At 42.4% G+C, this 25,784-nt stretch carries 26 protein-coding genes and 1 pseudogene; 19 read left to right on the top strand and 8 right to left on the bottom strand.

Going from position 1 to position 25,784, the window contains the following annotated elements:
• Positions 1-125: 125 nt before the first annotated feature.
• Positions 126-308, top strand: a complete 183-nt coding sequence (locus A0125_RS09675) for a histone H1 (RefSeq protein ID WP_066755046.1) — start codon at positions 126-128, stop codon at positions 306-308.
• 185 nt (positions 309-493) lie between these two features.
• Here the strand turns inward: A0125_RS09675 and A0125_RS09670 are convergent, their stop codons facing one another.
• Positions 494-1,318: a glycogen/starch synthase gene (locus A0125_RS09670; protein ID WP_066755044.1), complete on the bottom strand. Its 825-nt coding sequence runs from the start codon at positions 1,316-1,318 to the stop codon at positions 494-496.
• 145 nt (positions 1,319-1,463) lie between these two features.
• Between A0125_RS09670 and panC the strand changes: the two genes are divergently transcribed.
• The 3 genes from panC to A0125_RS09655 all read left to right on the top strand — a co-directional run bounded on the left by panC (position 1,464) and on the right by A0125_RS09655 (position 3,425).
• A complete protein-coding gene (gene panC / locus A0125_RS09665) occupies positions 1,464-2,309 on the top strand; it encodes a pantoate--beta-alanine ligase (RefSeq protein ID WP_066755042.1) in 846 nt (281 codons plus the stop codon).
• Between the two features lie 93 nt (positions 2,310-2,402).
• Positions 2,403-2,753: an aspartate 1-decarboxylase gene (gene panD, locus A0125_RS09660; protein WP_066755040.1), complete on the top strand. Its 351-nt coding sequence runs from the start codon at positions 2,403-2,405 to the stop codon at positions 2,751-2,753.
• 108 nt (positions 2,754-2,861) lie between these two features.
• Positions 2,862-3,425 (top strand): FKBP-type peptidyl-prolyl cis-trans isomerase, encoded by a 564-nt coding sequence (locus tag A0125_RS09655; RefSeq protein ID WP_066755037.1) that lies wholly within the window; start codon positions 2,862-2,864, stop codon positions 3,423-3,425.
• Between the two features lie 21 nt (positions 3,426-3,446).
• Here A0125_RS09655 and A0125_RS09650 read toward each other — a convergent pair whose 3' ends face one another.
• Positions 3,447-3,890 carry an META domain-containing protein gene (locus tag A0125_RS09650; RefSeq protein ID WP_066755035.1) on the bottom strand — a complete coding sequence of 148 codons (444 nt, stop codon included), beginning with the start codon at positions 3,888-3,890 and terminating at the stop codon, positions 3,447-3,449.
• Between the two features lie 159 nt (positions 3,891-4,049).
• Here A0125_RS09650 and A0125_RS09645 point away from each other — a divergent pair, with 159 nt between their 5' ends.
• The 9 genes and pseudogenes from A0125_RS09645 (at position 4,050) to A0125_RS09605 (ending at position 13,453) form a co-directional block, all read left to right on the top strand.
• Positions 4,050-5,123: a complex I subunit 1/NuoH family protein gene (locus A0125_RS09645; protein ID WP_066755032.1), complete on the top strand. Its 1,074-nt coding sequence runs from the start codon at positions 4,050-4,052 to the stop codon at positions 5,121-5,123.
• A gap of 73 nt (positions 5,124-5,196) precedes the next feature.
• Positions 5,197-5,709, top strand: a complete 513-nt coding sequence (locus A0125_RS09640; protein ID WP_231863194.1) for a 4Fe-4S binding protein — start codon at positions 5,197-5,199, stop codon at positions 5,707-5,709.
• A complete protein-coding gene (locus A0125_RS09635) occupies positions 5,710-6,255 on the top strand; it encodes an NADH-quinone oxidoreductase subunit J family protein (RefSeq protein WP_066755028.1) in 546 nt (181 codons plus the stop codon).
• Positions 6,252-6,557, top strand: coding sequence for an NADH-quinone oxidoreductase subunit NuoK (nuoK, locus tag A0125_RS09630; RefSeq protein ID WP_066755026.1), 306 nt, complete (start codon positions 6,252-6,254; stop codon positions 6,555-6,557). The genes A0125_RS09635 and nuoK overlap by 4 nt, the downstream gene beginning before the upstream one ends.
• A pseudogene (locus A0125_RS16660) lies at positions 6,557-8,568 on the top strand (NADH-quinone oxidoreductase subunit 5 family protein). Before nuoK ends, A0125_RS16660 begins: the two are co-directional and overlap by 1 nt.
• 1 nt (position 8,569) lies before the next feature.
• Positions 8,570-10,174, top strand: a complete 1,605-nt coding sequence (locus A0125_RS09620) for a complex I subunit 4 family protein (protein ID WP_066755024.1) — start codon at positions 8,570-8,572, stop codon at positions 10,172-10,174.
• Positions 10,175-10,186: 12 nt separating this feature from the next.
• The gene (locus tag A0125_RS09615) at positions 10,187-11,692 is read left to right on the top strand and encodes an NADH-quinone oxidoreductase subunit N (RefSeq protein ID WP_066755022.1); all 1,506 of its coding nucleotides are present in this window, start codon (positions 10,187-10,189) and stop codon (positions 11,690-11,692) included.
• A gap of 111 nt (positions 11,693-11,803) precedes the next feature.
• Positions 11,804-12,970: an alpha-hydroxy acid oxidase gene (locus tag A0125_RS09610; protein ID WP_066755019.1), complete on the top strand. Its 1,167-nt coding sequence runs from the start codon at positions 11,804-11,806 to the stop codon at positions 12,968-12,970.
• Positions 12,971-13,027: 57 nt separating this feature from the next.
• Positions 13,028-13,453 (top strand): 6-pyruvoyl trahydropterin synthase family protein, encoded by a 426-nt coding sequence (locus tag A0125_RS09605; protein ID WP_066755017.1) that lies wholly within the window; start codon positions 13,028-13,030, stop codon positions 13,451-13,453.
• 20 nt (positions 13,454-13,473) lie between these two features.
• On the opposite strand, the gene uvrB is transcribed toward A0125_RS09605, so the two are convergent.
• On the bottom strand, positions 13,474-15,504 hold the full coding sequence (gene uvrB, locus A0125_RS09600; RefSeq protein WP_066755015.1) for an excinuclease ABC subunit UvrB: 2,031 nt from the start codon (positions 15,502-15,504) through the stop codon (positions 13,474-13,476).
• Positions 15,505-15,612: 108 nt separating this feature from the next.
• Between uvrB and upp the strand changes: the two genes are divergently transcribed.
• The 4 genes from upp to A0125_RS09580 all read left to right on the top strand — a co-directional run bounded on the left by upp (position 15,613) and on the right by A0125_RS09580 (position 18,051).
• Positions 15,613-16,263: a uracil phosphoribosyltransferase gene (gene upp / locus A0125_RS09595; protein ID WP_066755013.1), complete on the top strand. Its 651-nt coding sequence runs from the start codon at positions 15,613-15,615 to the stop codon at positions 16,261-16,263.
• Positions 16,264-16,355: 92 nt separating this feature from the next.
• Positions 16,356-16,829 (top strand): ribonuclease H-like YkuK family protein, encoded by a 474-nt coding sequence (locus A0125_RS09590; protein WP_066755011.1) that lies wholly within the window; start codon positions 16,356-16,358, stop codon positions 16,827-16,829.
• 72 nt (positions 16,830-16,901) lie between these two features.
• Positions 16,902-17,531 (top strand): nicotinamide riboside transporter PnuC, encoded by a 630-nt coding sequence (gene pnuC, locus A0125_RS09585; RefSeq protein WP_066755009.1) that lies wholly within the window; start codon positions 16,902-16,904, stop codon positions 17,529-17,531.
• On the top strand, positions 17,509-18,051 hold the full coding sequence (locus A0125_RS09580) for an AAA family ATPase (RefSeq protein ID WP_066755007.1): 543 nt from the start codon (positions 17,509-17,511) through the stop codon (positions 18,049-18,051). The genes pnuC and A0125_RS09580 overlap by 23 nt, the downstream gene beginning before the upstream one ends.
• Here A0125_RS09580 and A0125_RS09575 read toward each other — a convergent pair.
• Positions 18,031-19,884 (bottom strand): DNA topoisomerase IV subunit B, encoded by a 1,854-nt coding sequence (locus tag A0125_RS09575; protein ID WP_066755005.1) that lies wholly within the window; start codon positions 19,882-19,884, stop codon positions 18,031-18,033. The genes A0125_RS09580 and A0125_RS09575 overlap by 21 nt on opposite strands.
• A 74-nt stretch (positions 19,885-19,958) precedes the next feature.
• On the bottom strand, positions 19,959-20,972 hold the full coding sequence (locus tag A0125_RS09570; RefSeq protein ID WP_231863191.1) for a dipeptide epimerase: 1,014 nt from the start codon (positions 20,970-20,972) through the stop codon (positions 19,959-19,961).
• Positions 20,973-21,192: 220 nt separating this feature from the next.
• Here A0125_RS09570 and A0125_RS09565 point away from each other — a divergent pair, with 220 nt between their 5' ends.
• Both A0125_RS09565 and msrA read left to right on the top strand, forming a co-directional pair.
• The gene (locus A0125_RS09565) at positions 21,193-22,224 is read left to right on the top strand and encodes a N(4)-(beta-N-acetylglucosaminyl)-L-asparaginase (RefSeq protein ID WP_380883986.1); all 1,032 of its coding nucleotides are present in this window, start codon (positions 21,193-21,195) and stop codon (positions 22,222-22,224) included.
• Positions 22,225-22,290: 66 nt separating this feature from the next.
• Positions 22,291-22,809 carry a peptide-methionine (S)-S-oxide reductase MsrA gene (gene msrA, locus A0125_RS09560; RefSeq protein WP_066755001.1) on the top strand — a complete coding sequence of 173 codons (519 nt, stop codon included), beginning with the start codon at positions 22,291-22,293 and terminating at the stop codon, positions 22,807-22,809.
• A gap of 21 nt (positions 22,810-22,830) precedes the next feature.
• Here msrA and A0125_RS09555 read toward each other — a convergent pair whose 3' ends face one another.
• The 3 genes from A0125_RS09555 to A0125_RS09545 form a co-directional block, all read right to left on the bottom strand.
• Positions 22,831-23,730, bottom strand: coding sequence for a class I SAM-dependent methyltransferase (locus tag A0125_RS09555; protein ID WP_380883990.1), 900 nt, complete (start codon positions 23,728-23,730; stop codon positions 22,831-22,833).
• A gap of 65 nt (positions 23,731-23,795) precedes the next feature.
• Positions 23,796-24,890 (bottom strand): hypothetical protein, encoded by a 1,095-nt coding sequence (locus tag A0125_RS09550; RefSeq protein WP_066754995.1) that lies wholly within the window; start codon positions 24,888-24,890, stop codon positions 23,796-23,798.
• A gap of 1 nt (position 24,891) precedes the next feature.
• Positions 24,892-25,707 (bottom strand): hypothetical protein, encoded by an 816-nt coding sequence (locus A0125_RS09545; protein WP_066754993.1) that lies wholly within the window; start codon positions 25,705-25,707, stop codon positions 24,892-24,894.
• Between the last annotated feature and the right edge of the window lie 77 nt (positions 25,708-25,784).

Here is a 25,784-nt window from a genome sequence, read left to right as displayed (position 1 = left end):
ACGCATATTGAGATAAAAAACGAAAATATTCCTTTTTAATAGAACCTTTTGTATATTTATCCTATCTTAGGATTACATCTAGATAAAAACGACTTTATATTAATTATTTATTATTGTATTCAAACATGAAAAATTTCAATCAACTAAAAGACCTTCTTGCTTCTATCGAAGGTGACGCTGACAAGTTCTTCAACAATGGCAATGCTGCTGCTGGAACACGTGTACGTAAAGGATTACAAGAAATCAAAACCTTAGCTCAAGAGATTCGTAACGAAATCACTGCTGCTAAAAATGATGCAAAAAAATAAGGTTCAACCCTTATTTTCTAAATAAATAAGCTCAGTACCCATTAGGTGCTGAGCTTGTTTGTTTTATAGAGTACTTACTTGAGAGTTATGTCGCGGGCAGCTTATGCTGCACACAAAAAAAGCAAAAACATATATGTCTTTGCTTTTTTTGTGATTTAGCTAAGGTATTTGTGCAACCTAAAACGTTAGGCAACCACTTCCTCACCTACAAACTCATCATACAATGTAGCGAACGACTCATAATCTTCATCGCCCTGCGTCGTATGCAATCGAATGCCTTGCTCTTGTACATGCTGCAAAATTTCGTGATCTTCTGCTAGACCAGCATTGATCACGACATCAGTGAAGGCAAGAGCACCTTTGTATAAATTGGTATGAGATCCATCACCAAAGCGTGCTGCATCCTCTGCTGTCAGATCAGATTGACCTGCCATTTCACCTAGTTTCGTTGATAAAGAATCTCCAGCTTGAAAATCTTCTTGATACAACGAATAGATAATTTTGGTGTCTTTAAATGCAGGATCCTGATTATATACATTTTTAATGTAAGCAGGTATCATGGCAGAAAACCAACCGTGACAGTGGATTACATCTGGCGACCAACCTAACTTTTTAACAGTTTCAATGGCTCCTTTTCCAAAAAATAGCGCACGTTCGTTGTTATCGCTAAAGAATTTGCCTTGATCATCGCGGAAAATCTTTTTTCTCTGGAAATAATCCTCATTGTCCAAGAAATACACCTGCATGCGCGCAGCTGGCAAAGATGCCACTTTAATAATCAAGGGATTATCATTCCCATCCACTACGATGTTCATACCTGATAGACGTATTACCTCGTGAAGCCGATTTCTGCGCTCATTGATACAACCGAAGCGTGGCATAAGAATACGGATCTCGAACCCGCGTTCTTGCATTGCTTGGGGTAATTGGCGTGTGATTTCAGAAATTTTGCTTATTTCGAGGAAAGGCGACATCTCATGGGTTACAAACAATATTTTCGTTTTTGCCATCTCCACTTACTTTTTTTGTTTTGATAAATAAAATCGGTTTACAAAGATACGAAATTTTATCATTTCTACCAATCTATTGCTAATCATGACTTTAGAATTCCAAAAATAATCCGCACCTTAGCTGGCTATTTTATCCAATACACACGTGGAAATTTTCGTTACTCCTAGCGCTCTTCAGCATCATTTGGCAACGTTACACCAACAAGGCAAGAAGATTGGCTTTGTACCTACTATGGGTGCGTTGCATGAAGGGCATATTTCTTTGATAAACAGCGCAAAAATCACGACTAACATCGTCGTTTGTAGCATTTTTGTAAACCCCACACAATTTAATGATCCCAAAGATTTAGAGAAATACCCCCGCCCTATCGAGCACGACAAAGCTTTGTTAACGGCTGCAAATTGCGATATTTTATTCTTGCCCGAAGTAGCGGTGATGTACCCGAATAACGATCCGCATTGGGCGATCGACTTAGGAAATCTGGATAAGATTTGGGAAGGAAAACACCGCCCAGGGCATTTTCAGGGTGTAACGCAGATTGTATATAAGCTGTTTCAATTGGTGAATCCGGACATTGCTTTTTTCGGCCAGAAAGATTTTCAGCAGATTATGGTGATCCAGCGTATGATTAAGGAGAAGGCATTAAAAGTCAAGCTAAACATCGTGCCAACGCTCCGTAGCGTTGACGGACTCGCATTGAGCTCGCGCAATGCTCGACTTTCTGCCACTGGATTACATAAAGCACTTACCTTATCTAAAGCGTTGCGACATATACAGCAGCACGTGCAGACAAAAGATATTCCTACACTACTTACGGAAGCGAGAGCAATAATTTACAGTGAAGAAGGATTAGAACTCGAATACTTAACGATCTGCGAAACTACGACATTGGAATCCACGACAAAAATCCACACCGAAAAGGATTATGTAGTATTGATCGCCGCATGGCTCGAAGGCGTTCGCCTAATAGACAATATGTTGCTTCAGTAACTTGATTTTTTCTTCGTCAATTTCATGTAAATACACTAATTCACAAGCTCATCGGTATTTCCACTGTAATAAAAAAAGCCGTACCTTTGCGCCATGATGATCGAAGTGATGAAATCCAAGATCCACCGGGCAAAGGTGACGCAAGCTGAATTGAACTATGTCGGTAGCATTACTATTGACGAAGATCTTATGGATGCGGCTAATATTATAGCCAATGAGAAGGTGCAGATTGTAAATAACAATAACGGTGCTCGTTTTGAGACTTACGTAATAAAGGGCGCTCGTGGCTCGGGCACGGTATGCCTCAATGGCGCAGCAGCGAGATTAGTTCAAGTCGGCGATGTCGTAATTATCATTTCTTATGCCTGGATGAATCAGGAAGAAGCAAAGCAACATGAGCCAGCTTTGGTTTTTCCAGATGATCACAATCAATTGATTTCATAAAGGGATAATATCTCCCATACTACATACTAAAAATGAAATGGTATTCTGTAGCAGAATACCATTTTGTACGTTTAGTAAACAGTATCATTAAATGAAAAAACTTATAATATGAAACTTCGTAATCTAGCTATTCCGGTTCTACTCTTGTGTACGACCTTATTTTCGTGCTCGACTGATAATAATATTGATCCATTCGACCCGAAGGCTCAACTGGAATTGGAAAAAGAAACGATCAGAACTTTTGCTGCAAAAGAATATCCTAACGCAATCGAAGACACAACAGGAATATGGTATGAACTGCTAGACACTGCCGAAACAGCGACATTTGATTACAAATTCAATCAAAATGGCACTCGAATCTATCCAACAGCCACCGTTAATTACAAACTATTTTTGTTGAACGGCACGGAAGTAGATTCGAACCAGTCGGCAGCGGGACTTTCTTTTATGATTAGCCCTCAGAGTATTATTCCTGCTTGGCAGATTGCATTTTTTCCGCGCGCAGTAGGAAACCAGAATCATTTGGGGTTGCTTGCACGCGGACTTCAGCCTGGCGATTCTATTCGCATAATAACTCCATCATTCTATGCGTACAGAAATGAAAGCAGACCAGGTTTGCCTCCAAATTCACCACTGATCTTCGAAATCAAAGTTCTAGGCATGGCTGACTAAATATAAATTTGTAAAGATGTCTTATTTAGACATCTTTACAAATTTGGCTAGTGTGACCGATTCGGAATTTTTCAAATGTAAATTTCCATTCTCCATCTCATAGCTTTTTATTAAAGAAAATATTTTTCCCAATCCATCTTCTACTTCCATAGCACCCTCGCAATACATCTTGGTAGACATTCCCATCGAGAATGTAAGCTGATTTCCTTTTGCGATCTCGTACTGGCCACCAATACCATTACATCCCGTAACCGCCGAATAGCGTTTATCAGCCGTTGTCAAAGTCAATGAAGGGGTTTTTCCATTAATCTCGGCAGGCACTGCCTTTCCTTCTAATTCAGTTAATCTCCATGTAACGTTTTCTAATGTGCCAGAAGATTTCTCTGATTCGTTTTTCTTAAATACGCTGCAAGATGTGATCAACACACTGAAGGCCACTAGCATAATCCAATAATAATATTTCATAATTATTTAAATTTATTTCACGGAAAGATACGAACAAAATCATCACAATGCTACATTAAAACGACAATATCTATGAGCAATTACACAAATTAATCGAAGCGTTTTCATTAAGTTTGCATCTAGTAATACGCATCTAGTCAAGAATTGTTCTAAAAACCATTGCACGAACTTCTATCTCATATCATCCCGCCATTCGCAATATTTATTTTTATTGCTGGTTTCACGTTGTTTGCGGTGTATGCCGAGCGTAAAATAGCAGGCTTTGTGCAAGATAGACTCGGACCGAACGAAACCGGCAAATATGGTTCATTGCAAACTATTGCCGATATATTAAAGTTGCTTCAGAAAGAATTTATCACACCAACTGTAGCCGATAAGGTCTTATTTGCCCTTGCTCCTATTGTCATTTTCATTGCCGTATATATTGGCTTCAGCGTGATTCCGTGGGCACCAGGATTTTCGCCTGCGAATACGCATACGGGACTTTTCTTTATTATGGCAGTCATTTCAATTGATGCACTAGGCATCTTAATGGCCGGATGGGGCTCGAATAATAAGTATTCCTTGTTAGGTTCGATACGCGCCATTGCGCAGATGCTGTCGTACGAAATTCCGATTGGTTTATCGCTGATTGCTGTGGTGATGTTATCGCAAACCTTGAATCTAAACGATATCGCCTTCAATCAAGGTATTTTGGCGACGGAGGACATAAAATTTATAGGAATATGGCGGGTGAATGAAATCGGTGGTCTTCTAGCTTGGAATATTTTTCAAGCACCACATTTGCTATTTGTATATGTCATTTTTTTCATTGCTACCTTAGCCGAATGTAATCGTGCACCTTTTGATATTCCCGAAGCGGAAAGTGAGCTCATTGGTGGTTTCCATACCGAGTATGGAGGTATACGCTTTGCATTTGTTTTCTTGGCCGAATATGCAATGATGTTTTTGGTATCGATGTTGGGTGCAGTGCTTTTCTTGGGCGCATGGAATACCCCATTACCTAATATTGGCGCATTGCAATTGGCGACATGGACTACAGGACTATATTGGGGCATTTTTTGGACACTTTTTAAATCAGTTATAATTGTTGGTGTTCAAATGTGGATTAGATGGACGTTGCCACGTTTCCGCGCCGACCAGTTGATGAATTTGTGCTGGAAAATTTTGATTCCGACCGCTTTTGTTGGTATGGCTATTTCGGGATTGTGGCGTATATTGGTCATGGTATAATTTTAAATGTGTCTGTAAGGTGATTCTAAAAACTACACTATATGGATTAAAGACCGCTGTCAAAGGATTACTTTTGACGGTAAGACACTTCTTTGCCGCTGGCAAAAAAAGAGAAAACCTAGATATCCGATCCGACAATTATTTTGATCAGCAGCAAGGTACGGTCACAATCCAGTTTCCGAAGCAAAAAATGCCGCTTCCAGAAGTTGCACGTTATCAATTGGACGTAGAAATAGCAGACTGCATTGTGTGCGATCTTTGTGCGAAAGCGTGCCCGGTTGATTGTATTGCCATTGAATCTATTAAATCTCCAGATGTTATTGGTAAAACTTCTGATGGCAGTGTAAAACGACTCTATGCCGAGAAGTTTGAAATCGACATGGCCAAATGTATGTATTGCGGATTATGCACTGTTGTTTGCCCAACAGAATGCATCACGATGACCGATCAATATGACCGCACAACTACCAAATTGACTGATTTAATATACGGATTCGGAGAGATGAGCGATAAAGAGATTGCTCAACGCAAGGAGGAATGGACACGTTTTCAGGCTGAGAAGGAGGCGGCAAAAACTAAAAAATAAATGGATTTGATTCTTTTTTATGCTTTTGCATTTCTGGCTATCATCAGCGCTTCATTGGTGGTAAGTCTCAAAAATACGGCACGTGCCCTTTTCCTTTTTTTCATTGTATTGTTTGCTATGGCAGGTTTGTATCTATTTGCCTTAGCCGATTTTGTGGCTATTACGCAGGTGCTTGTATATGTCGGCGGCGTGCTGATTTTGATGATCTTTGCCTTTATGCTGAGCAACAAAGAACTACTGAGCGATCTGCAAGATCTTTCTGGATCTTTTATACAATTACCTAACTGGCAATCGGTCGCGCTTTCGCTAAGCTTTCTAGGGCTGATGGCTTATGGAATCTGGCAATGGGATCAAGCCTATTCGCCGGCATGGATGGAACAAAACATGCGAACTGGACAGATTATTCTTTCCAGAGATAATAATATCAATCAGCTCGGCATGCTATTTATGTCGCGCTACATTCTGCCATTCGAGATGATTTCCATCTTTCTGATGATGACATTGATTGGCGCGGCTCATATTGCTCGAAAAGGAGGAGAAGAATGATTCCAATTACCCATTTCTTAGCCGTGAGTGCTTGTATTTTCTGCATCGGTTTGTATGCTGTAGTCTCCAAAAGGAATGCTATTATGATTTTGGTGGGCATTGAGCTCATGATAAATGCCGCTATTCTAAATTTGGTAGCTTTCGGCCGTTATGATAGAGCCGAATATGGCGGCCAAGTCTTTGCTCTGTTTGCGATCGTGCTCGCTGCGGCGGCAGTAGCCGTGGGGCTTTCTATTATACTGATGGCGTACCGAAAATATAAAACCATTAATCCAGACCAAATTACTGATCTACGCGACTAATGACGAATTTGCTACACATATCGCCCATACATGCCAGCTTAGCGGTACTACTATTTCCATTAGCGGCATTTCTATATCAAGCTTTACGCGGAAAGCAAGATCAATCGGGCGTTGTCGGTTTGCTCGCTATACTATTAAGTACTGCAGCAAGTGCTTTTTTTGTCTTTTTGCCAACTTGGAAGCAGGCGCCTTTGGAGGCAGCTATTACGTGGTTTACTGTTGGCGGAAGCACATTTTCAGCAGGAATTTTATTGAATAACCTGACTGTATTGATGCAGTTATTGGTTTGTATCATTGCCTTGCCGGTGCATATTTATTCGCGCGTATACATGAAAGGCGATCCGGGCATTCACCGTTATTGGATGTACCTCAGTCTTTTTTGCTTTGCGATGCTAGCACTATGCGTAGCCAATAATTTATTATTGATGTACGTATTTTGGGAATTGGTAGGGTTTGCATCTTACTTGCTTATTGGATTTTGGTTTACCAAAAATGCCGCTGTACAAGCCAACAAAAAAGCATTTATTGTGAACCGAATTGGTGATATCGGCTTCTTAATTGGTATTGCCTTGGTGTATGCTCACATGGGAACGCTAAACTTATCGGAACTATTTGGCAAGCAAAGCCCGCTTTTTGAACAGATTCCATTATGGCACACGGAGCGGTGGATGACTTATGCCGGATTGGCCTTTTTTGTGGGCGCGATGGCCAAATCCGCACAATTCCCTTTGCACGTTTGGCTGCCCGATGCGATGGAAGGACCAACTTCGGTATCTTCACTTATTCACGCGCGACAATGGTCGCGGCCGGGGTATTTTTATTGGCTACGGTATTTCCATTGTTCAATGAAAGTATACTTTTAGTCATCGCTATTATTGGCACGATTACCGCGCTTACCGCATCTTACTTTGCGCTAGCGCAACAGGATATTAAAAAAGTATTGGCCTTTTCAACCATATCACAGCTTGGGTTCATGGTGGTCGCGGTGGGTATTGGCGCTTGGAATGCCGCAATCTTCCATTTAGTCACGCATGCTTTCTTCAAATGTCTGCTTTTCCTCTGTGCCGGAGCAATTATACATGAAATGGCACATGCTATTCCTGCTGCAGCAAAAGTGGATCCGCAAGATATGCGCAACATGGGCGGACTACGCCGCTTTATGCCTTACACATTTATTTTAATGGTAATTGCCTCCTTGGCATTAGCCGGATTCCCACTTACTTCTGGATTTTTGTCTAAAGATTCGATCGTCATTGCGGCTTTCGAATGGGCGGTCGAGCGTGGTGGTGCTTACCTTATTATTCCGGTTGTATTGGTATTGGTGAGTTTCCTAACGGCATTTTACATCGGTCGGATGATTTTCAAAGTGTTTTTTGGGAAACCCAAATTATGGAGCGATGAAAAGGTTACGGTATTTCATGAAGCGCCGAAAGGGATGCTGTTCCCAATGGCTTTTCTTGGTGTGTGTTCGTTTTTCTTTGTATTTTCGTTCAATCCAATTTCCCACCAAAATGCTGCGCTGATGCAGGGATTAACCTTACTGACGGGATTTCAACCAATCGATTCGCTACATATGTTTATTCCTATCGTGCTCATCACGGGCTCTGCCATTGGTTGGTGGCTCGGCTATCGCTGGTACGTACAAGGAAAATATCCATTTCCGGAAAATAATGCTTTGGTGCAGCACGCACAAAAGCAAGGTTATATCAACGAGTTTTTTCAGCTCATCGTTGTACGGAGTACGCTATATCTTTCGCGTGGTTTGTACTGGTTCGATCATTATATCGTAGACGGATTAACAGCTGGCGCGGCCAGCGTGACCCGCGCGATGAGTCGTATTGCTGCCTGGATTGATCACTTTATGATTGATGGATTGGTAAATGCTGTAGCGCAGGCCAGTTACTATCTCGGTCATTTGTTGCGTTGGGTACAAAATGGACGCTTACAGAACTATATGGGCTTTGCGTTTACAATGGTTTTATTTGGCATACTTTATTTGGTTTTAAGATAACATGGGATTTCTATCTGTACTCATATTCCTACCCCTGCTTGCGGCATTAGTCATGCTACTGCTGCCAAAATCCGCGGCAGCGAGCGCTAAGTATTTGGCTTTGGCTGCGACGATCGCACAATTATTGCTATCTGGATATTTGTATATACATTTTGACACGGTGCAAGCGGGAGTTAACAACATTGATAGTTTTCAATATGTGGAGCAATTGTCGTGGATTCGTTTACAGATTGGTTCAGACAAGCTTTTAGAGATTGATTATTTGTTAGGATTAGATGGTTTATCGCTGCCGCTGATTGTGTTGAGTGCAGTAGTGATGCTGATGGCCGTTGGCTCATCGTGGAATATTACGAAGAGTGTAAAAGGTTATTTTGCGCTGCTGATGTTGTTGAATACCGCCGTAATGGGCGTTTTTTGCGCGCTGGATTTCTTCCTATTTTACGTATTTTATGAGGTGATGCTACTCCCTCTTTATTTCCTAATCGGAATTTGGGGTGGCGTCAGACGAGAATATGCCGCCGTTAAGTTTTTTATCTACACGCTATTAGGATCGGTGTTTATGCTATTGGTGATCGTCGGTTTGTATTTTTCAGTGACTAATCCAGCTACTGGTGCAAATACGTTCAATATGTTGCATATGATGAATCCGGCTAATTATGGAGAAGAATCTTTCTTTGGCTGGGTACGCAATTTTCACGAAATATTTGGCATTCCAGCTCGATTGCTCGGTTTTGCTATTCTATTTATCGCCTTTGCGATAAAAGTTCCTATTGTACCATTGCACACGTGGCTTCCAGATGCACACGTAGAAGCTCCTACACCGATTTCGATTATATTAGCTGGTATTTTGCTAAAAGTTGGTGGTTATGGTATTCTGCGCATCTGTATTGGCATTTTCCCAGATATGGCAGCACTCAGCAACTGGTGGTTAGGATTAATTGGCGTGATATCCATTTTGTATGGCGGATTTAATGCGTTGGCACAAAAAGATTTAAAACGTTTGATCGCCTATTCTTCGGTTTCGCATATGGGTTTTGTGTTGTTGGGTATCGCAACGCTCACGACCGAAGGTATTTCTGGTGCGATGTTCCAAATGATCAGTCACGGTTTTCTATCCGCCGCCTTGTTCTTTTTGGTGGGCGTGATTTACGACCGTGTGCATGATCGAGATATTTATAATTTCCGAGGCCTGGCGAGTCATATGCCGCGTTACACCGTGTTTGTGGCCATTGCCTTTTTTGCTTCGCTGGGTCTTCCTGGTTTTTCTGCTTTCATTGGCGAAGCCTTCGTGATTATCGGCGCATTTAATAGTGAATCGGTGGGAACTGGACTGCCGCGCTGGATGGCCGTTGGAGGTTCAATCGGTATCTTGCTGAGTGCGGTTTATTTCTTGTGGACTTTGCAGCGCATGTTTTTTGGGCAAACTCGATTTAAAGGTGGTGAAGCGTGGGCGACGGCATTAACTGACTTAACGTTGCGCGAACAAATCATCTTGTATCCAGCTTTAGCACTGGCTATTATTCTGGGGATAATGCCTTCCTTGGTATTTACGCCGCTTAATGAAAGCGTAATGCGTATTGTTTCTGTGGTTTCATCATTTCTATAGGCTGTCGTTACTATGTATGAATTCGCTCCACAGATTACGCCTATCATCGACCATATTATCGATTCGGTTCGTTCTTTCCGACCCGAACTAGCCATAAGCATTGCTTTTATAGGTACTATTTTTTGCAGTCTGTTTATCGATAAGTATTGGAAACAATCCTCTTTTAGCTCATTCCTAATAGGAATAGTAGCGGCGGGATATTTGACCTACACGCAAAATGTGGAAAATCTACCCGTATTTTTCGACATGCTTCGTGTGGATTCTTTTTCTCAATATGCTCGAATCATCATCTTGTTTGGCGTAGCCATTATTGGCTTGTACATTCAACAATATGGCAGCTATCAGTTACCTAAAAAACGCTTAGGGGATATTTATGCCATTTTGTTGGCCACCACGTTGGGCTTGCATTTGTTGACTTTGACCACGCACTGGATTATGGCTTTTATTGCGGTCGAGATGGTATCTATCGGTTCGTACGTGCTGGTGGCCTACTTCGCACAAAACAAAAAAGAATCTGAAGCGGCGATGAAATACGTTTTGTTTGGATCTACTTGTGCTGCCTTTATGTTGTACGGCCTTTCGCTACTGTATGGATTTACAGGCTCGTTGGATTTTACCAGCATTGCGCAGATGAAAGGTATGATTGCTGCGCCCACGATACTGAGTACCTTGGCATTGCTTTTTGTATTTGTTGGTATTGGTTTTAAATTGGGCTTCGTTCCTTTTCACGTTTGGACACCCGATGTTTATGAAGGCGCACCAACGCCTATTACTGCTTTTTTGGCGACTGTGCCGAAGGTTGGCGCTATTGTATTATTTAGCCGATTAATATTAGCTTGGACGGCAAGTCCATTTTATTTTGGAGAAGTTACCTTACATTTCTTATGTTTTGTTGCCATTGTTACCATGCTGATTGGTAATCTCGTGGCTTTGCGGCAACAAAACATCAAACGATTGATGGCCTATTCTTCGGTCGGGCATACCGGATTCTTATTGTTGGCAGTCTTAAGTTATGTACACCATGAGCCCGAAGTGCTGTTTTTTTACTTGTCCACCTATATCTTGATGAATCTCGCGGTTTTTGGGTTTATCATGATTTTGGAAAAGCAAACGGGTTCAGCCAACCTGCCTGATTACTCTGGCCAAGGCAAGCGATTCCCGATCTTATTTACAGCACTTACATTCGCAGGTATTTCGCTTGTCGGCCTACCGCCAACATCTGGTTTTGTTGCTAAGCTTTTAGTATTCACTTCCATTTTTGATCTATATCAGACGGTAGATCAGTCATTATATTTGTATTTACTGATCGTCGGCGTTTTGACATCGGTGATCTCCTTATTTTATTACCTGAAGATTCCGATGTACGGTTTTCTTCGGCAAACAACTCCTAGTAAACCCGCCGATGGTGTTGCAACAAACTCACATATTGTTTACGGATTTGCGTTATTTTTTACATTGCTCTTACTGCTTTTCGGCCTTTTCCCTGATTTGCTATTAGACTTCTTTCGCCAGCCATAATACCATAAAATGATTATTCCTCTACCGACTTCTTATCTGTAAATTAGGAGGCAAAATTATCGGTTATAATAGTAAATTTGTGCACAGAAAAAACACATAGTTATCCTAGTTATGATCAAGAAACCACTCTACCCGTACAACCCTAAATATCCATCTATAGCAGATTTAAAAAGACGAGCAAAATGGCGCATTCCAAAATTCGCCTTTGACTATCTGCAAGGTGGCTGCAATGAGGAACTTAATTTGCTACGGAATGAGTCGGATTTTGACAATATTTACTTGAAGCCGCATTATTTAAAAACCGCTGGAGATATTGATATGTCAGTCGAGTTATTTGGCCGTACATATAGCGCCCCTATCGGGATTTCGCCTATTGGTTTGCAAGGATTAATGTGGCCGAATGCACCTGAAATATTAGCTAAAGCTGCTGCAAAACATGATATTCCGTACACGCTAAGCACCGTATCTACTGCGAGTATCGAGCGCATCGCAGAAGTATCTGATGGAAAAGCTTGGTTTCAATTGTATCACCCTACCGAAGATCGTTTGCGCGACGACATCCTTAACCGCTTAAAAGCGGTTTCATGTCCGGTGCTGGTCGTGCTGATCGATGTACCATCTTTTGGCCTGCGTTATCGTGAAATAAAGAGCGGCTTGTCCATGCCGCCAAAAATGAATATCGAAAATATATTTCAAGCGATGATCTGTCCAGAATGGGGGATAAAAACATTGCAGCATGGCATACCATCTTTTGGAACGTTAAAACCCTATATGGAGAAAGGGTTGGACCTCAGTCAGCTTGGGCAGTTTATGAACAAAACATTTACCGGCAAGGTGAATATGGAAAAAGTAAAAGCTATTCGTGACCTTTGGCCTGGCCCATTAGTATTGAAGGGCGTAGCTAGTGAGGAAGATATGGAAGGAGCGATTAGCTTGGGTGTTGATGGTGTCATTATTTCGAATCATGGCGGTCGTCAGATAGATGCTGGTGAATCTTCATTAATTTCGCTTATCAAACTGGCAAATAATCCAAAATATACTGGCAAGATAAAAATCATGATGGACGGCGGTATTCGATCTGGTGTGGATCTGGGAAGAGCGCATGCAGTAGGTTCGGAATTCAACTTTATGGGTCGGCCATTTATGTATGGCGTTGCAGCTTTAGGTGACGAAGGAGCTGATCACACCATCAATCTCTTTAAAGCTCAACTATATCAAGTGATGCAACAACTGACGATAGATAAAGTAAGTGATTTCCCAACAAGACTTATCCGGTAGGAAGCTAGCAGCACACTGTATATATTTCTGTCCTTAAAAATTCTGTATCTTTGCGGCATGATTACAGCAGAGCGATATCACGATATATCATGTGGCCACCGCGTGGTAGGCCACGAAGGCAAGTGCAGATTTTTACATGGGCACAATTACCGGATTCACTTTGTAGTAGCAGGAGAAAAGCTAGATGAAATTGGTCGCGTTTTGGATTTCTCGGTAATCAAGGAAAAACTCTGCATGTGGTTGGAAGAGCAGTACGACCACAAGTTTCTAATCTGGGAGCAAGATGAATTGCTACCACAACTGCAAGTGCTTAGCGGTGAAAGTTTAGTCGTCGTACCCTTTAATCCTACTGCTGAAAATATTGCACAGCATCTTGTGGAAGTGGTAGGGCCAGCACAATTGGCTGGCACGAATACCAGATTAATCACTTGCAAAGTAGAAGAAACCGCCAAATGTGCAGCAACCTATCAACTCACCTTTTAGTGGCCTTGTAGTTAACCTTTTTATTGAAAACGCTCTTTATACGCATTTTCTAAACTAAACATCTCGTCACGTAGCTTTGCCGCTTCCAAGAAGTCCATATTTTTAGCAGCCTTCTCCATGCGCTTGCGCACCGTTTCTATGGCTTTGCTCAAATCTTTTTCTCCCATGTATTCGATCAATGGATCGGCCGCGGCCATGGTGCCCGCATCCGGTTCTACATAAGCTTTGGCTTCGCCCCCTTTGATATCCACCACGGAAGTTTGTTCCATAATTTCTTCCCGGCTTTTGCCTACCGTTCGCGGTGTGATGCCATGTTTTAGGTTATAGGCGATTTGCTTATCACGTCGGCGATTCGTTTCTTCGATTGTGACATTCATACTTTGCGTCATCTGGTCGGCGTACATAATCACACGCCCTTTATCGTTCCGCGCTGCCCTACCGATGGTTTGTATTAGAGAGCGTTCGGAACGTAAGAAACCTTCTTTATCTGCGTCCAAGATAGCTACAAGCGTAACTTCTGGAAGATCCAGCCCTTCACGTAACAGGTTGACCCCAACCAATACATCAAATTCTCCTAACCGCAATCCTCGCAAAATCTCTACCCTTTCCAGCGTTTTCACTTCTGAATGAATGTACCGCACTTTAATATTCAGCCGATTCATATACTTAGTGAGTTCTTCGGCCATACGTTTAGTAAGTGTGGTAGCCAGTACTCTCCCACCTTCTTTGATGGTTTTATCTACTTCTTCTAATAAATCATCAACTTGGTTGACAGCTGGTCGAACCTCGATCACGGGATCCAACAAACCTGTTGGTCGGATCACTTGCTCAACCACTACGCCTTCCGTCTGTTGCAACTCATAATCGCCCGGCGTAGCCGACACATACAGCGTTTGATTAGTCAGAGATTCAAATTCAGGGAAATTCAATGGTCGATTGTCCAGCGCGGCCGGCAATCGAAAACCGTGTTCCACGAGCGATATCTTACGAGAGCGGTCGCCTCCATACATAGCACGTACTTGTGGCAGCGTTACATGGCTTTCATCGATAACTAATAAATAATCTTTGGGAAAATAATCAAGTAAGCAGAACGGTCGCATACCCGGAGTTCGTCCATCAAAAAAACGAGAATAATTTTCAATACCAGAGCAATACCCTAATTCTCGCATCATCTCCAGATCGTAGTTGACGCGTTCTTCCAATCGCTTTGCTTCAAGTAATTGACCATCGCCCTCTAGTTGGGCTTTTCGTTGCATTAGCTCTTCTTGAATTTGCCATATCGACTCGGTAAACTTTTCCTTTGGCGTGACAAACAAATTGGCGGGATACAAAGCTAGATCTTCATGTTTTTCCAACGTTGCGCCTGATACTGGATCAATGGTGCTCAACTCTTCGATTTCATCACCAAAGAAAGACACACGGTATGCTGTATCCAAATAAGCCGGATATACATCGACCGTATCGCCTTTTACACGAAACGTACCGCGCTTGAAATCGCTCGTAGTACGCGCATAAAGAATCTCTACCAAACGATGTAAAAACGCATTGCGTGACACCGTCATGCCAACACCAAAACGAAAAATCGAACGTGAAAAATCTTCCGGATTACCCATACCATAAATACAGGATACCGACGATACCACAATGACATCGCGACGGCCAGACATCAAGGCGGACGTTGTGGCTAGGCGAAGCTTTTCAATCTCCTCGTTGATCTGCAAATCCTTCTCTATATAAGTACTCGTAGAAGCGATAAAAGCTTCCGGCTGGTAATAATCATAGTAACTCACAAAATACTGCACCGAATTATTGGGGAAGAATTGCTTAAATTCTCCATACAACTGCGCCGCCAATGTTTTATTGTGACTCAAGATCAAGGTCGGCTTCTGTGTTTGCTGAATGACATTGGCCACGGTAAAGGTTTTACCCGAACCCGTTACACCGAGCAGTGTTTGGTATGTTTCTCCTGCATTGACACCAGCGACTAATTCCTTGATCGCTTGCGGCTGATCGCCCGTAGGTTGGTATTCTGATGTTAATTCGAATTTCATGTGATAGCAATGTAGCGATAATTATTAAAATAACAAGCTGCTATAAAAAGGGTTTTACTAAACTATTATAGTCTGTAATTGTTTAGCAACATAACCAACAAGAGAAACATGATCACGATCCTGACAGAACAAAATAGCTTAGTGAACCAGTACTTGGTAGAATTAAGAAATACAGATATCCAGAAGGATCGGATGCGCTTTCGTCGAAATCTGGAACGTATTGGGGAGATGATGGCGTATGAAATCAGTAAAGTACTCCCCTACCAACCTGCTGAAGTAGATACGCCGCTCGGATTAGCAGAAACTAATGTACTGTCGCAACAACCAGTTTTACTGACGATCATCCGCGCTGGGTTGCCATTTTATCAAGGCTTTTTAAATGCCTTTGACGAAGCGGATAGCGGATTTATTGGTGCCTACCGCCACACAAAGAAAAGTGGAGAATTTGAGATTCATAAAAAATACCAAAATACGCCCAGTCTGGATGACAAAATCGTCATCGTGGCCGATACCATGTTGGCCACAGGCCAAAGTTTGGTACTCTGCTGTAAGGAACTGCTCGCCGAATACAATATTAGAGAGTTGCATATTGCGACGGTGATTGCATCTGAAGAAGGAGTACAGCATGTACGAGCCTTTTTGCCAGAAGCAAAGATCTGGATCGGTGATCTCGATAAAGAGTTAACCAGTAAATCGTACATCGTACCGGGTCTGGGCGATGCTGGTGATTTATCTTATGGAACGCGCGACACCAATTAAATAGGCGAAGGTTAAATCTTAAAAAATTAATAAATACTTAATAATAAATAAGATACAAGTTCGTAGATTTAGAGATACGTAATCTCTTAATTATGAATTGGCAAAAATTCAATGGAGAAATACTCCACGTACCCATCCTCCAAGCGGTCGAAGACACCATTATTCGAGAGCACAAATTAGGAAACAAACTGAAGATCTACATCGGCACCGACTCTCAAGTGAAGCGACAAAGTGTTGAATTTGCGACGGTGATCGTATTTCTCCGAGAAAATCGCGGAGGATTCATGTTTATTCACAAAGACCGAAAGAATCACAACATGTCGATCAAAGAGCGCATGCTGATCGAAGTACAACATTCGATTGACATTGCTTACCAAGTTTGTCCGCTATTGGATCAATACCATGTAGATTTGGAAGTGCATGCGGACATCAATACCAATCCAAATTTTCAATCCAATGCTGCCCTTAAAGAGGCCATGGGATACATTATGGGAATGGGCTTTATGTTCAAAGCCAAGCCCGAGTCGTTCGCCAGTACAAACTGTGCAAATAAGCTCGTACAATAAACCTCATCAGGGATATTGCGTGCATTTGTAGGGATATTGCTTATCTTTATTTTTACTTACTCAGCCACGTTTATGCCTGACTTTATTTTTGATTTTTTGCATCAGCTCAAGAGTACTTCAGGGCTGGAGTGGATAGGAACCGTCACCGGCGTAGCTTGCGTGTATCTGGCGGCCAAGCAGCATATTTGGAATTGGCCGATCAGCATTGTGAGTGTTTGTTGCTATCTCCTTATATTTTACCAGCATCGCTTGTATGGCGATAGCATTTTGCAGATCTACTTTTTATTTACCGCCATCTACGGTTGGTATTATTGGCACAAACGTGACCTTTCCGACGAAAAACCGGTCAGTTCCCTTTCCTTAGTATACATAACACTCACCATCGCAGCGATTCTTCTATTAGGATTGGGATTAGGATTTGCCTTGAAATATTGGACCGATACCGACGTTCCTTTTGCGGATGGTATGTGTACGGCCATGAGCTTTGTCGCACAATTCCTCATGACTCGCAAAATACTACAAAGTTGGGTCATCTGGATCGCAGTGAACATGTGCTATATCCCGTTGTATCTGCACAAAGAATTAGCCATGACCGCCGTATTATATGTTATATTTGCAGCCATCGCCTGGAACGGATACCGGGATTGGAAAAGCACGTATTTAGCCAACACATCAGAAAATGCACGAATCTCCACTTCTTAAAATTGCGGTTGTCGGCCCAGAATCTACTGGTAAGTCTACTATGGCAAAGATATTGGCAGAGCACTTCCAAACGGTATGCGTGCCCGAATACGCACGTTATTATTGTCAAAATCTTAATAATCAGTATACGCTACAAGACGAGGTGAATATGTACTATGGACAGATTGCTTTAGAAGAATCGTTGATTCCTTTGGCGAATAATAATCTCATCATTGCCGATACAACGATCATGACCATAAAGATTTGGAGCGATCATCTTTTTGGGCACACACCCGAAGAAGTAGTAAACGAGATAATGCAGCGCCAATACGATTTTTATCTACTCATGGATATCGACCTGCCGTGGGAAGATGATCCCTTGCGGGATTTTCCAGAAAAACGACCGCATTTTCTAGACATTTGGGAGCGAGAATTAAATTCGCTGAATGCCAATTACACGCTGATCTCTGGGCAAGGTAAGCAAAGAGCCACCAACGGCGTTGCTGCCATCCAATCGTTTTTAGCCAGCCACTTGCACTAATTCTTCTTCTGTATCCACTTCTACGCGCAAGTTATTCACGATATGCTTTTGCCTATCGGGCGTATTCTTGCCCATGTAGTACTCCAATAGGTGCGTAAGTTTGTTCTCTTTAGAAAGAATCACCGGATCCAAGCGCATATCTTTACCAATGAACAGACCAAATTCTGAAGGAGAAATTTCACCTAACCCTTTGAATCGCGTAATCTCAGGTTTGGCGCCCAGCTTCTTGATCGCTTGTTGCTTCTCCTCTTCAGAATAACAATAGATCGTTTCCTTTTTATTGCGAACGCGGAATAACGGTGTTTGCAAGATCGAAACGTGTCCCGCCTTGACCAAATCAGGAAAGAACTGCAAGAAAAATGTAAGTAACAATAGGCGGATGTGCATACCATCCACATCGGCATCAGTCGCTACGACAATATTGTTATAGCGCAACCCATCCAAGCCATCTTCGATATTTAGCGCATGTTGTAGTAAGTTGAACTCTTCATTTTCATACACAATCTTTTTGGACATGCCGTACGAGTTGAGGGGCTTACCTTTCAAACTGAATACTGCTTGTGTCATTACATCGCGGGATTTAGTAATCGAACCACTGGCCGAATCTCCCTCGGTGATGAATAAGGTCGTCTCGAGATTGCGTTCATGCTTGTCGGAGAAATGCAGCTTGCAATCCCTCAATTTTCGATTGTGCACAGATGCTTTCTTCGCGCGCTCGTTGGCTAATTTTTTGATGCCAGCAATATCCTTTCGTTCGCGTTCCGATTGCAAAATTCTTTTTTGCAAAGCATCGGCCGTATCCGGATTGCGGTGCAAGTAATCGTCCAGCGCTTTTTTCAGAAAATCATTGATAAACGTCCGTACACTTGGCCCATCGGGACCGACGTTTTGCGAACCCAACTTCGTCTTGGTTTGCGACTCAAAGACCGGCTCCTGCACTTTGACCGCAATCGCACCGATAATGGAAGCCCGAATATCCGAAGCATCGTAATCTTTCTTATAAAACTCCCGAATGGTTTTGACCACCGCTTCGCGGAATGCTGCTTGGTGTGTACCTCCTTGCGTGGTATGCTGACCATTGACAAAAGAATAATATTCCTCGCCGTATTGTTGTCCATGCGTCAATGCAATCTCAATATCCTCTCCTCGCAGGTGGATAATTGGATAGCGCATCGATTCGGTTTCTATATTGCGCTCCAGCAAATCTTTCAACCCATTCTCCGAAACAAACTTTTGTCCGTTGAAATTGATCGTCAAGCCCGAATTCAAGAAAACATAATTCCAGATCATGTTTTCTACAAACTCCATCCGGTATTTGTAGTTTCTAAAAATGCTATTGTCTGGATAAAACGTAACCGCAGTACCGTTTCGCTGTGTGGTTTCTTTCTTCTCGTCTGATACCAATTCGCCTTGCGCAAACTGCGCAATCCGCGTTACGTTCTGACGGTAAGATTGTACCGTGAATTGTGTAGAAAGCGCGTTGACCGCTTTAGTACCTACACCATTTAGTCCGACGGATTTTTGGAAAGCTTTGCTATCGTATTTACCACCGGTGTTGATTTTGGATACCACATCTACCACAGAACCAATCGGAATACCTCGACCATAATCGCGAATAGAAACCTTATTTTCATTGACTGTAATATCGATTGAACGGCCTGCTCCCATCACGAACTCATCGATAGAATTGTCCATCACTTCTTTCAGCAACACGTAAATACCATCATCATATGCTGAGCCATCACCCAGCTTACCAATGTACATCCCCGGACGGAGCCTGATATGCTCTTTCCAATCTAATGATCGTATACTATCTTCGTTATATGTGCTCATGTGTATCTATCCGTTGAAATATGGCGGTATGCTGTGGTCGTGGAATACAAAAATAATAAAATTAGGATAAAGCATTAGTCTGACTTTTTAACAATGCCAATACCTGGCCGATCAGGAAGGATGCACAAGCCATCTTTCACCCGCATGCCATCAAACAAGTCATTATCAATAAGCAAGGCGCCATCTAAATCTGCCCAATCTGCTAATGGCGCAAGCTGAGCTGCCGCAGATATTGCGCACGATGTTTCGGTCATGCAGCCCAACATCACTTTCATATTCAAGGCACGCGCTAATTCAGCCATTTGCTTTGCCTCGCGCATGCCTGTGCATTTCATCAGTTTGATATTGATGCCACTGTAAATGTCTTTCAACGCAGCAACATCACTTAAACGTTGACAGGCTTCATCTGCAATAGTAGGAATGGGCGATCTTTCGGTCAGCCAAGCATTGGCTTCTGGCCGATCTTTCGGCATCGGTTGCTCGAGAAACACGACATTTCGCTCGGCTAGCCAACTCGCCATATCTAGCGCAAGATACTTATCTTTCCAGCCTTGATTTACATCGGCACACAGCGGAACATCCGTAACGGATCGGATAGTTTCGATGATCATCTTATCGGTTTCCAATCCGAGCTTTACTTTTAGCATGCGAAAAGCACTCGCTTCCGATACTTTTTGGCGGATCATCTCTTGCGTATCTATACCAATCGTAAAAGAGGTCGGCGGAATTTTCTTAGGATCCAGCCCCCATATCTTATAAAAAGGCTGCTGCATCAGCTTACCAAGTAGATCATGTAAGGCGATATCCAGAGCGGCTTTTGCCGCCGTATTGTTTGCGGCTATCGTATCTACATAATGTAATATGTCGGCCGTTTCAAATGGAGAGGAAAACCTAGATAAGTCCACTTTTTGCAAAAAGGAAAAAACGGTTTCCTGTGATTCGCCCAAATACGGCGGCATCGATGATTCACCATAACCTGTAAAACCCTCAAATTCCAATTCAACTAATACTACTGGCGTGGTCGTTCTGCTGAATGAAGCTACCGTGAATACATGGTGCATCTGTAAGGTGTACGGTTTATATCGCATTATAAATTTACCTTGGTGATGCGTTGTCCAATTTTTTGAAGCCGTAGCGTTGTGCATGAGCGTGAGGAATATTTTCTTTTTTTGATGTCAAATATTTACTTTTAGGCCCCGCTATATTCAACCGCTAACAGACCTGCTACAGGCTGTGTACGGAGGACGCAAATCAGTTCTTGACGTAAGCTAAAATACGAATAAATCGGCACAGAAAAAGGATAACACTATGAATAAAAAGATAGATTCTCGGCGCGATTTCATAAAAAAAGCGATGATTGGCGCTGTGTCGGTTAGCGCACTTCCCAATTCTTTGGTAATGGCCAATACTACCATCAACACGAACAGTCAACCAATTGTTATTTCGACTTGGGATTTTGGAGTGGCGGCCAATCAAGCGGCATGGAAAATCTTGCAAACGGGCGGATCAGCATTGGACGCGGTAGAAGCTGGTGTAAAAGTCGCGGAATCGGATCTTTCAAATCCTACGGTGGGGAAAGGTGGCTATCCGGATCGCGATGGCCATGTGACACTGGATGCCTGCATTATGGATGCGGAAGGAAATTGTGGCTCGGTCGCAGCACTAGAACATATTGCGCATCCGATTTCTGTGGCACGCAAGGTGATGGAAGATACGCCACATGTCATGCTGGTAGGCGAAGGTGCCTTGCAATTCGCTTTAGAAAAAGGATTTGAAAAAGAAGATTTATTGATCCCTTCGTCGAAAGAAGCTTGGCAAGAGTGGTTGAAGGAACGTCAGTACAAGCCCATCATGAATATTGAGAACAAATCCTTCAATACAGAACGTTTGCCCGGAAATCAGTATAATCACGACACGATTGGCATGCTCGCATTGGATGCATCCGGAAATCTTTCTGGCGCGTGCACGACCAGCGGCATGGCTTTTAAAATGCGTGGCCGTGTGGGCGATAGCCCAATCATTGGCGCTGGTTTGTATGTAGATAATGAAATTGGTGCGGCTACTTCAACCGGTGTGGGTGAAGAGGTGATTCGCACTGTTGGTAGCTTTCTCGTGGTAGAGTTGATGCGACAAGGTTATTCGCCAGAGGCGGCCTGTAAAGAAGCCGTGGAGCGAATCGTCAAAAAGAAACCCGAAATCGCCAAAGAAATTCAAGTTGGATTTCTAGCGCTCAATAAAAAAGGCGAATATGGATCGTATGCTTTGCAATCGGGTTTTTCGTTTGCCGTATGTCATAATGAGCAGCAGGATATCCTCGAAAAGGGCAAACATATTTTTTAGTACGTATCTTTGTACAGTGATTTGACCTATGCAAATCACGCATTTTTTATTTAAAATCATACGATTATGTTAGCGACATTCGGAGGAGGTTGTTTCTGGTGTACAGAGGTTATATTTCAACAACTTGATGGTATTGTATCCATATTGCCTGGTTATATGGGCGGACAACGTGAAAATCCAACTTATGAGCAAGTTTGCAGTGGAGCAACGGGCCATGTGGAGGTGATTCAGATCGAGTTCGACGAAACAAAACTTTCTTTTATCGATCTATTAGGCATATTTTTCAAAACGCACAATCCCACTACTTTAAATCGGCAAGGCGCAGATGTGGGTACACAGTATCGTTCGGTGGTATTTTATCATAGCGAGGAGCAGTATTTGCAGGCCGTACAATTTATAGAAGGGTTGACTTCAGAAGGCGTATTTGCAGATCCTATCGTAACTGCGGTAGAGCCTGCGGTGACTTTTTGGAAAGCCGAAGATTATCACGTAAATTATTTTAATCGCAATCCGGAAAACCAATATTGCCAAGCAGTAGTGGCGCCGAAGCTGAAGAAATTTTTAGAAAGTTACGGAAACGCTTAAGGCGATTCCGTAACTTTTAGCTTATTTAAACTTTCTGAATTTGCCGAATACACCTAGTGGTAATTTGGTACCTGCGGTGGCTTGCAGATATAATTCGCCTACTTCCAGATTCTGCACGGCAGGAAAAGAAGTACGAATAAGATTCTCCACAATAACAGATGAGAAACCCAGTGAATACGTATTAAGTATCAAAAAATGCTCTTCTGGATCGAGCAACTGAACCACGTCACGCATCATCGCGCGAATATTGTCTTCCAGCTTCCATTTCTCTCCTTTTGGCCCATGACCATAAGCTGGCGGATCTAATATTATGCCGTGATAGGTATTACCTCGCTTCAACTCACGCTGCACGAATTTCAGGGCATCTTCTACCATCCAACGTATATCCTGCAAGCCCGATAATTCTTGATTTTCATTTGCCCAAGTCACTACTTGCTTGATCGAGTCGACATGCGTGACCTCTGCCCCAGCCGCGCGTGCAATGAGTGATGCACCGCCCGTGTAGGCAAATAAATTTAAAAATTTTGGTTTGGGATTTTTTATCGCTTTTACTGATTCGGCAATATAATCCCAGTTTACGGCTTGCTCCGGGAAGATACCTACGTGCTTGAACGAGGTAAGCCCCAGTCGAAAACGAATCTCCACCAAATCATTGCGGTACGCAATATGCCAGCGGTCGGCCAATTTAGGATTTTTCTTCAACCATTCGCCGCTGGTAGCCGATCTCCCTTTGAATTTGATATGATACCTTTTTTCCCATTCGGCATTGGATAAACTTTTTGGCCATACGGCTTGCGGCTCGGGGCGTATCAAAATCATATCACCAAAACGCTCGAGTTTTTCAAAATCTCCGCAATCGATGAGTTCGTAATCTTTCCAGTGGCTCGGCGTAAGCAACTGTATATCTGTGGTAGTCGTCAAAATTATTGTCTCTTTTAGAAAGCAAAGATAACAATTTACGTATCATGCCCAGTGTATCTCGTTGACTATTCTATAATCAAGTGAATACCTGCAAGCTCCGCTTTGTACCGTATCTTTTCAATCAGCCCATGATAGCCCCAGTTGCGCAAAAGAAAAACATCTTGACGGGCCATAGCGTTTTTAGGCGTTTGATTGACCAAGATCAGTGTTCCAGCCTGATGTCGGATACAAAAGTCAATAAGCTGACGACTATATACATGCAACTTGTTTTGCACATAACTCTTCTCTTTTTGTTTAAAGTTGTACAAACGTTTTAGCTTCTTTTTCTTGCCGTGCCCGCCGGTGTTATAAGCGCAAGACGATTCTATCCGATGTCGAGCCGCTTGTAGCGCTAATCGTCGGTACAGAAATTCTTCTTTGTTGCCAATACGATAGAGTTCTTGCCCAACTTGCACGACGATAGGGTGCTCTAAAGATAAGGATGCTTCAGCTACTACGCTCTGATTCAGAATCAGCGAATCGATGGGTTTTTCAAAAGACAGAAATAAGAACAAACCGGTCTTTTCGTAGCGGATCGCACATTGCGTAATTTTAATTTGCTTCTCTTTAATCTGTCGGATTAGTTTCTTATTGCCCCCGCTATCTCGCCCAAGAAAAGTACGAAATGGCATTTTAAATAAAACAAATCGATAATCGCGTTCGCCAATCATATCTTGCCATTTGAGCAGATGCCCGGAAAATGGGACTGGCATGTTTTTTTGATAATTTCTAAGGGATTGTTCACCTTTTGCATAGGCCTTTCGATCGGCCCGATATGCCTTGAAGATGGCCGTATTTAAGTTCGTAATGATGTTCGATCGAACTTTGCCTTTCAGGTGTTTGGACAACAACTGATAGGTGGTATTTTGTTGCGATGTAGTGAAGATACCGTCTGCATATCGTTCTTGGTCGACCAACTTAATTCGAGCTTCATCCTTTAGATAAATCAAATCTTTAAGGTGCTCTTGCAAAAATTGATGCGATATAGCAATATTAGAAGCTTTGTAAACTATTGATTGCCACTCGTGTAATTGATTACGATACGCTCTTCTCTTTTCTATGTTAGGTTCGTCCAACAAAATTTGGATTTTCCGTGTCAAAATCACTGTCTCATTCGCCATTCTAACACATGCTTAATACACTATTCTTCGCCTCAGCCGATTTTGATTTTCGGTAAGCCTGCACGAATAAATTGTTGGCCTTCTGGATATCTACATCTAATGCCTCAGCTATTTGGTCAAAGGTTTGATGCTGCTCAAATCGTAGATGCAATACTAGCGCTTCTTCTGGGTTCAAATTAACTCCATTTTTGTCTTTGCTGGCATATTCAAATTGTTGAAGCTTTTCTGTATTTTCAAAAACAGATCGCATGTGAGCAATCGCCTGTCCAACGCGAAAACGCACTTCTTGAGCCGACCTTCCTCCGAGGTGATCTGCGATACGATCATAATTGAATCCGTACTCCAAACAGAGCCGAATTAAAACCTGCTGATCCTGTCTAATATTTGGCATCAGTGCATTTATTTTTCGGATATAAATTCGGTCTTGCAAACTTTGTCGATCCTCGCTTTCGTCACTATCAACGTCTTGCATTTGGCATCTATTGCAATGCAGGTGATAAGACTGTAGTTGAATGAAATTGCGGTGGAACTGCTCCGACGGATTAACGTAAAACTCACGCACAGCTCTTTTTATTTCGTAATGTAGAAATTCTTCCACATCTTCCACATTCAACACGTGAGATCTAAACAACCATAATCGGAAGAACGCCTCCTGCACCAATGTTCTACTCACATCATCATCGCCCGTACCCACTAATGCCTTCTTGTACAACTCATTATAATAGCACGAGTAGAAATAATCTAATGCTCGCTCGTTGCTAGAGTTCAACAACCTAACGTAGTTTTGCGATGTAGAGATTGCTTGCTGTATGCTCATGCGTAAACCATTAACTTATTTGAAGCCTGCTGATCGAGATTTTGACGACAAAATTTCAAAATAATAACTATCGTAAT

The sequence above is a fragment of the Sphingobacterium populi genome (assembly GCF_001586775.1).
Classification (GTDB): Bacteria; Bacteroidota; Bacteroidia; order Sphingobacteriales; family Sphingobacteriaceae; genus Sphingobacterium; species Sphingobacterium populi.
The sequence above is the reverse complement of the archived record's forward strand: the minus strand, read 5'-3'. Positions and strand labels throughout refer to the sequence as shown.

Coding starts and splice junctions, on each gene's coding strand:
- A0125_RS09570 (WP_231863191.1), bottom strand. CDS start 20,972: ATGCGATATAAACCGTACACCTTACAGATGCACCATGTATTCACGGTA.
- A0125_RS09615 (WP_066755022.1), top strand. CDS start 10,187: ATGTATGAATTCGCTCCACAGATTACGCCTATCATCGACCATATTATC.
- A0125_RS09550 (WP_066754995.1), bottom strand. CDS start 24,890: ATGGCGAATGAGACAGTGATTTTGACACGGAAAATCCAAATTTTGTTG.
- A0125_RS09610 (WP_066755019.1), top strand. CDS start 11,804: ATGATCAAGAAACCACTCTACCCGTACAACCCTAAATATCCATCTATA.
- msrA (WP_066755001.1), top strand. CDS start 22,291: ATGTTAGCGACATTCGGAGGAGGTTGTTTCTGGTGTACAGAGGTTATA.
- A0125_RS09675 (WP_066755046.1), top strand. CDS start 126: ATGAAAAATTTCAATCAACTAAAAGACCTTCTTGCTTCTATCGAAGGT.
- nuoK (WP_066755026.1), top strand. CDS start 6,252: ATGATTCCAATTACCCATTTCTTAGCCGTGAGTGCTTGTATTTTCTGC.
- A0125_RS09635 (WP_066755028.1), top strand. CDS start 5,710: ATGGATTTGATTCTTTTTTATGCTTTTGCATTTCTGGCTATCATCAGC.
- A0125_RS09565 (WP_380883986.1), top strand. CDS start 21,193: ATGAATAAAAAGATAGATTCTCGGCGCGATTTCATAAAAAAAGCGATG.
- uvrB (WP_066755015.1), bottom strand. CDS start 15,504: ATGAAATTCGAATTAACATCAGAATACCAACCTACGGGCGATCAGCCG.
- A0125_RS09650 (WP_066755035.1), bottom strand. CDS start 3,890: ATGAAATATTATTATTGGATTATGCTAGTGGCCTTCAGTGTGTTGATC.
- A0125_RS09655 (WP_066755037.1), top strand. CDS start 2,862: ATGAAACTTCGTAATCTAGCTATTCCGGTTCTACTCTTGTGTACGACC.
- upp (WP_066755013.1), top strand. CDS start 15,613: ATGATCACGATCCTGACAGAACAAAATAGCTTAGTGAACCAGTACTTG.
- A0125_RS09670 (WP_066755044.1), bottom strand. CDS start 1,318: ATGGCAAAAACGAAAATATTGTTTGTAACCCATGAGATGTCGCCTTTC.
- A0125_RS09620 (WP_066755024.1), top strand. CDS start 8,570: ATGGGATTTCTATCTGTACTCATATTCCTACCCCTGCTTGCGGCATTA.
- A0125_RS09580 (WP_066755007.1), top strand. CDS start 17,509: ATGCACGAATCTCCACTTCTTAAAATTGCGGTTGTCGGCCCAGAATCT.
- A0125_RS09605 (WP_066755017.1), top strand. CDS start 13,028: ATGATTACAGCAGAGCGATATCACGATATATCATGTGGCCACCGCGTG.
- A0125_RS09590 (WP_066755011.1), top strand. CDS start 16,356: ATGAATTGGCAAAAATTCAATGGAGAAATACTCCACGTACCCATCCTC.
- pnuC (WP_066755009.1), top strand. CDS start 16,902: ATGCCTGACTTTATTTTTGATTTTTTGCATCAGCTCAAGAGTACTTCA.
- A0125_RS09545 (WP_066754993.1), bottom strand. CDS start 25,707: ATGAGCATACAGCAAGCAATCTCTACATCGCAAAACTACGTTAGGTTG.
- panD (WP_066755040.1), top strand. CDS start 2,403: ATGATGATCGAAGTGATGAAATCCAAGATCCACCGGGCAAAGGTGACG.
- A0125_RS09575 (WP_066755005.1), bottom strand. CDS start 19,884: ATGAGCACATATAACGAAGATAGTATACGATCATTAGATTGGAAAGAG.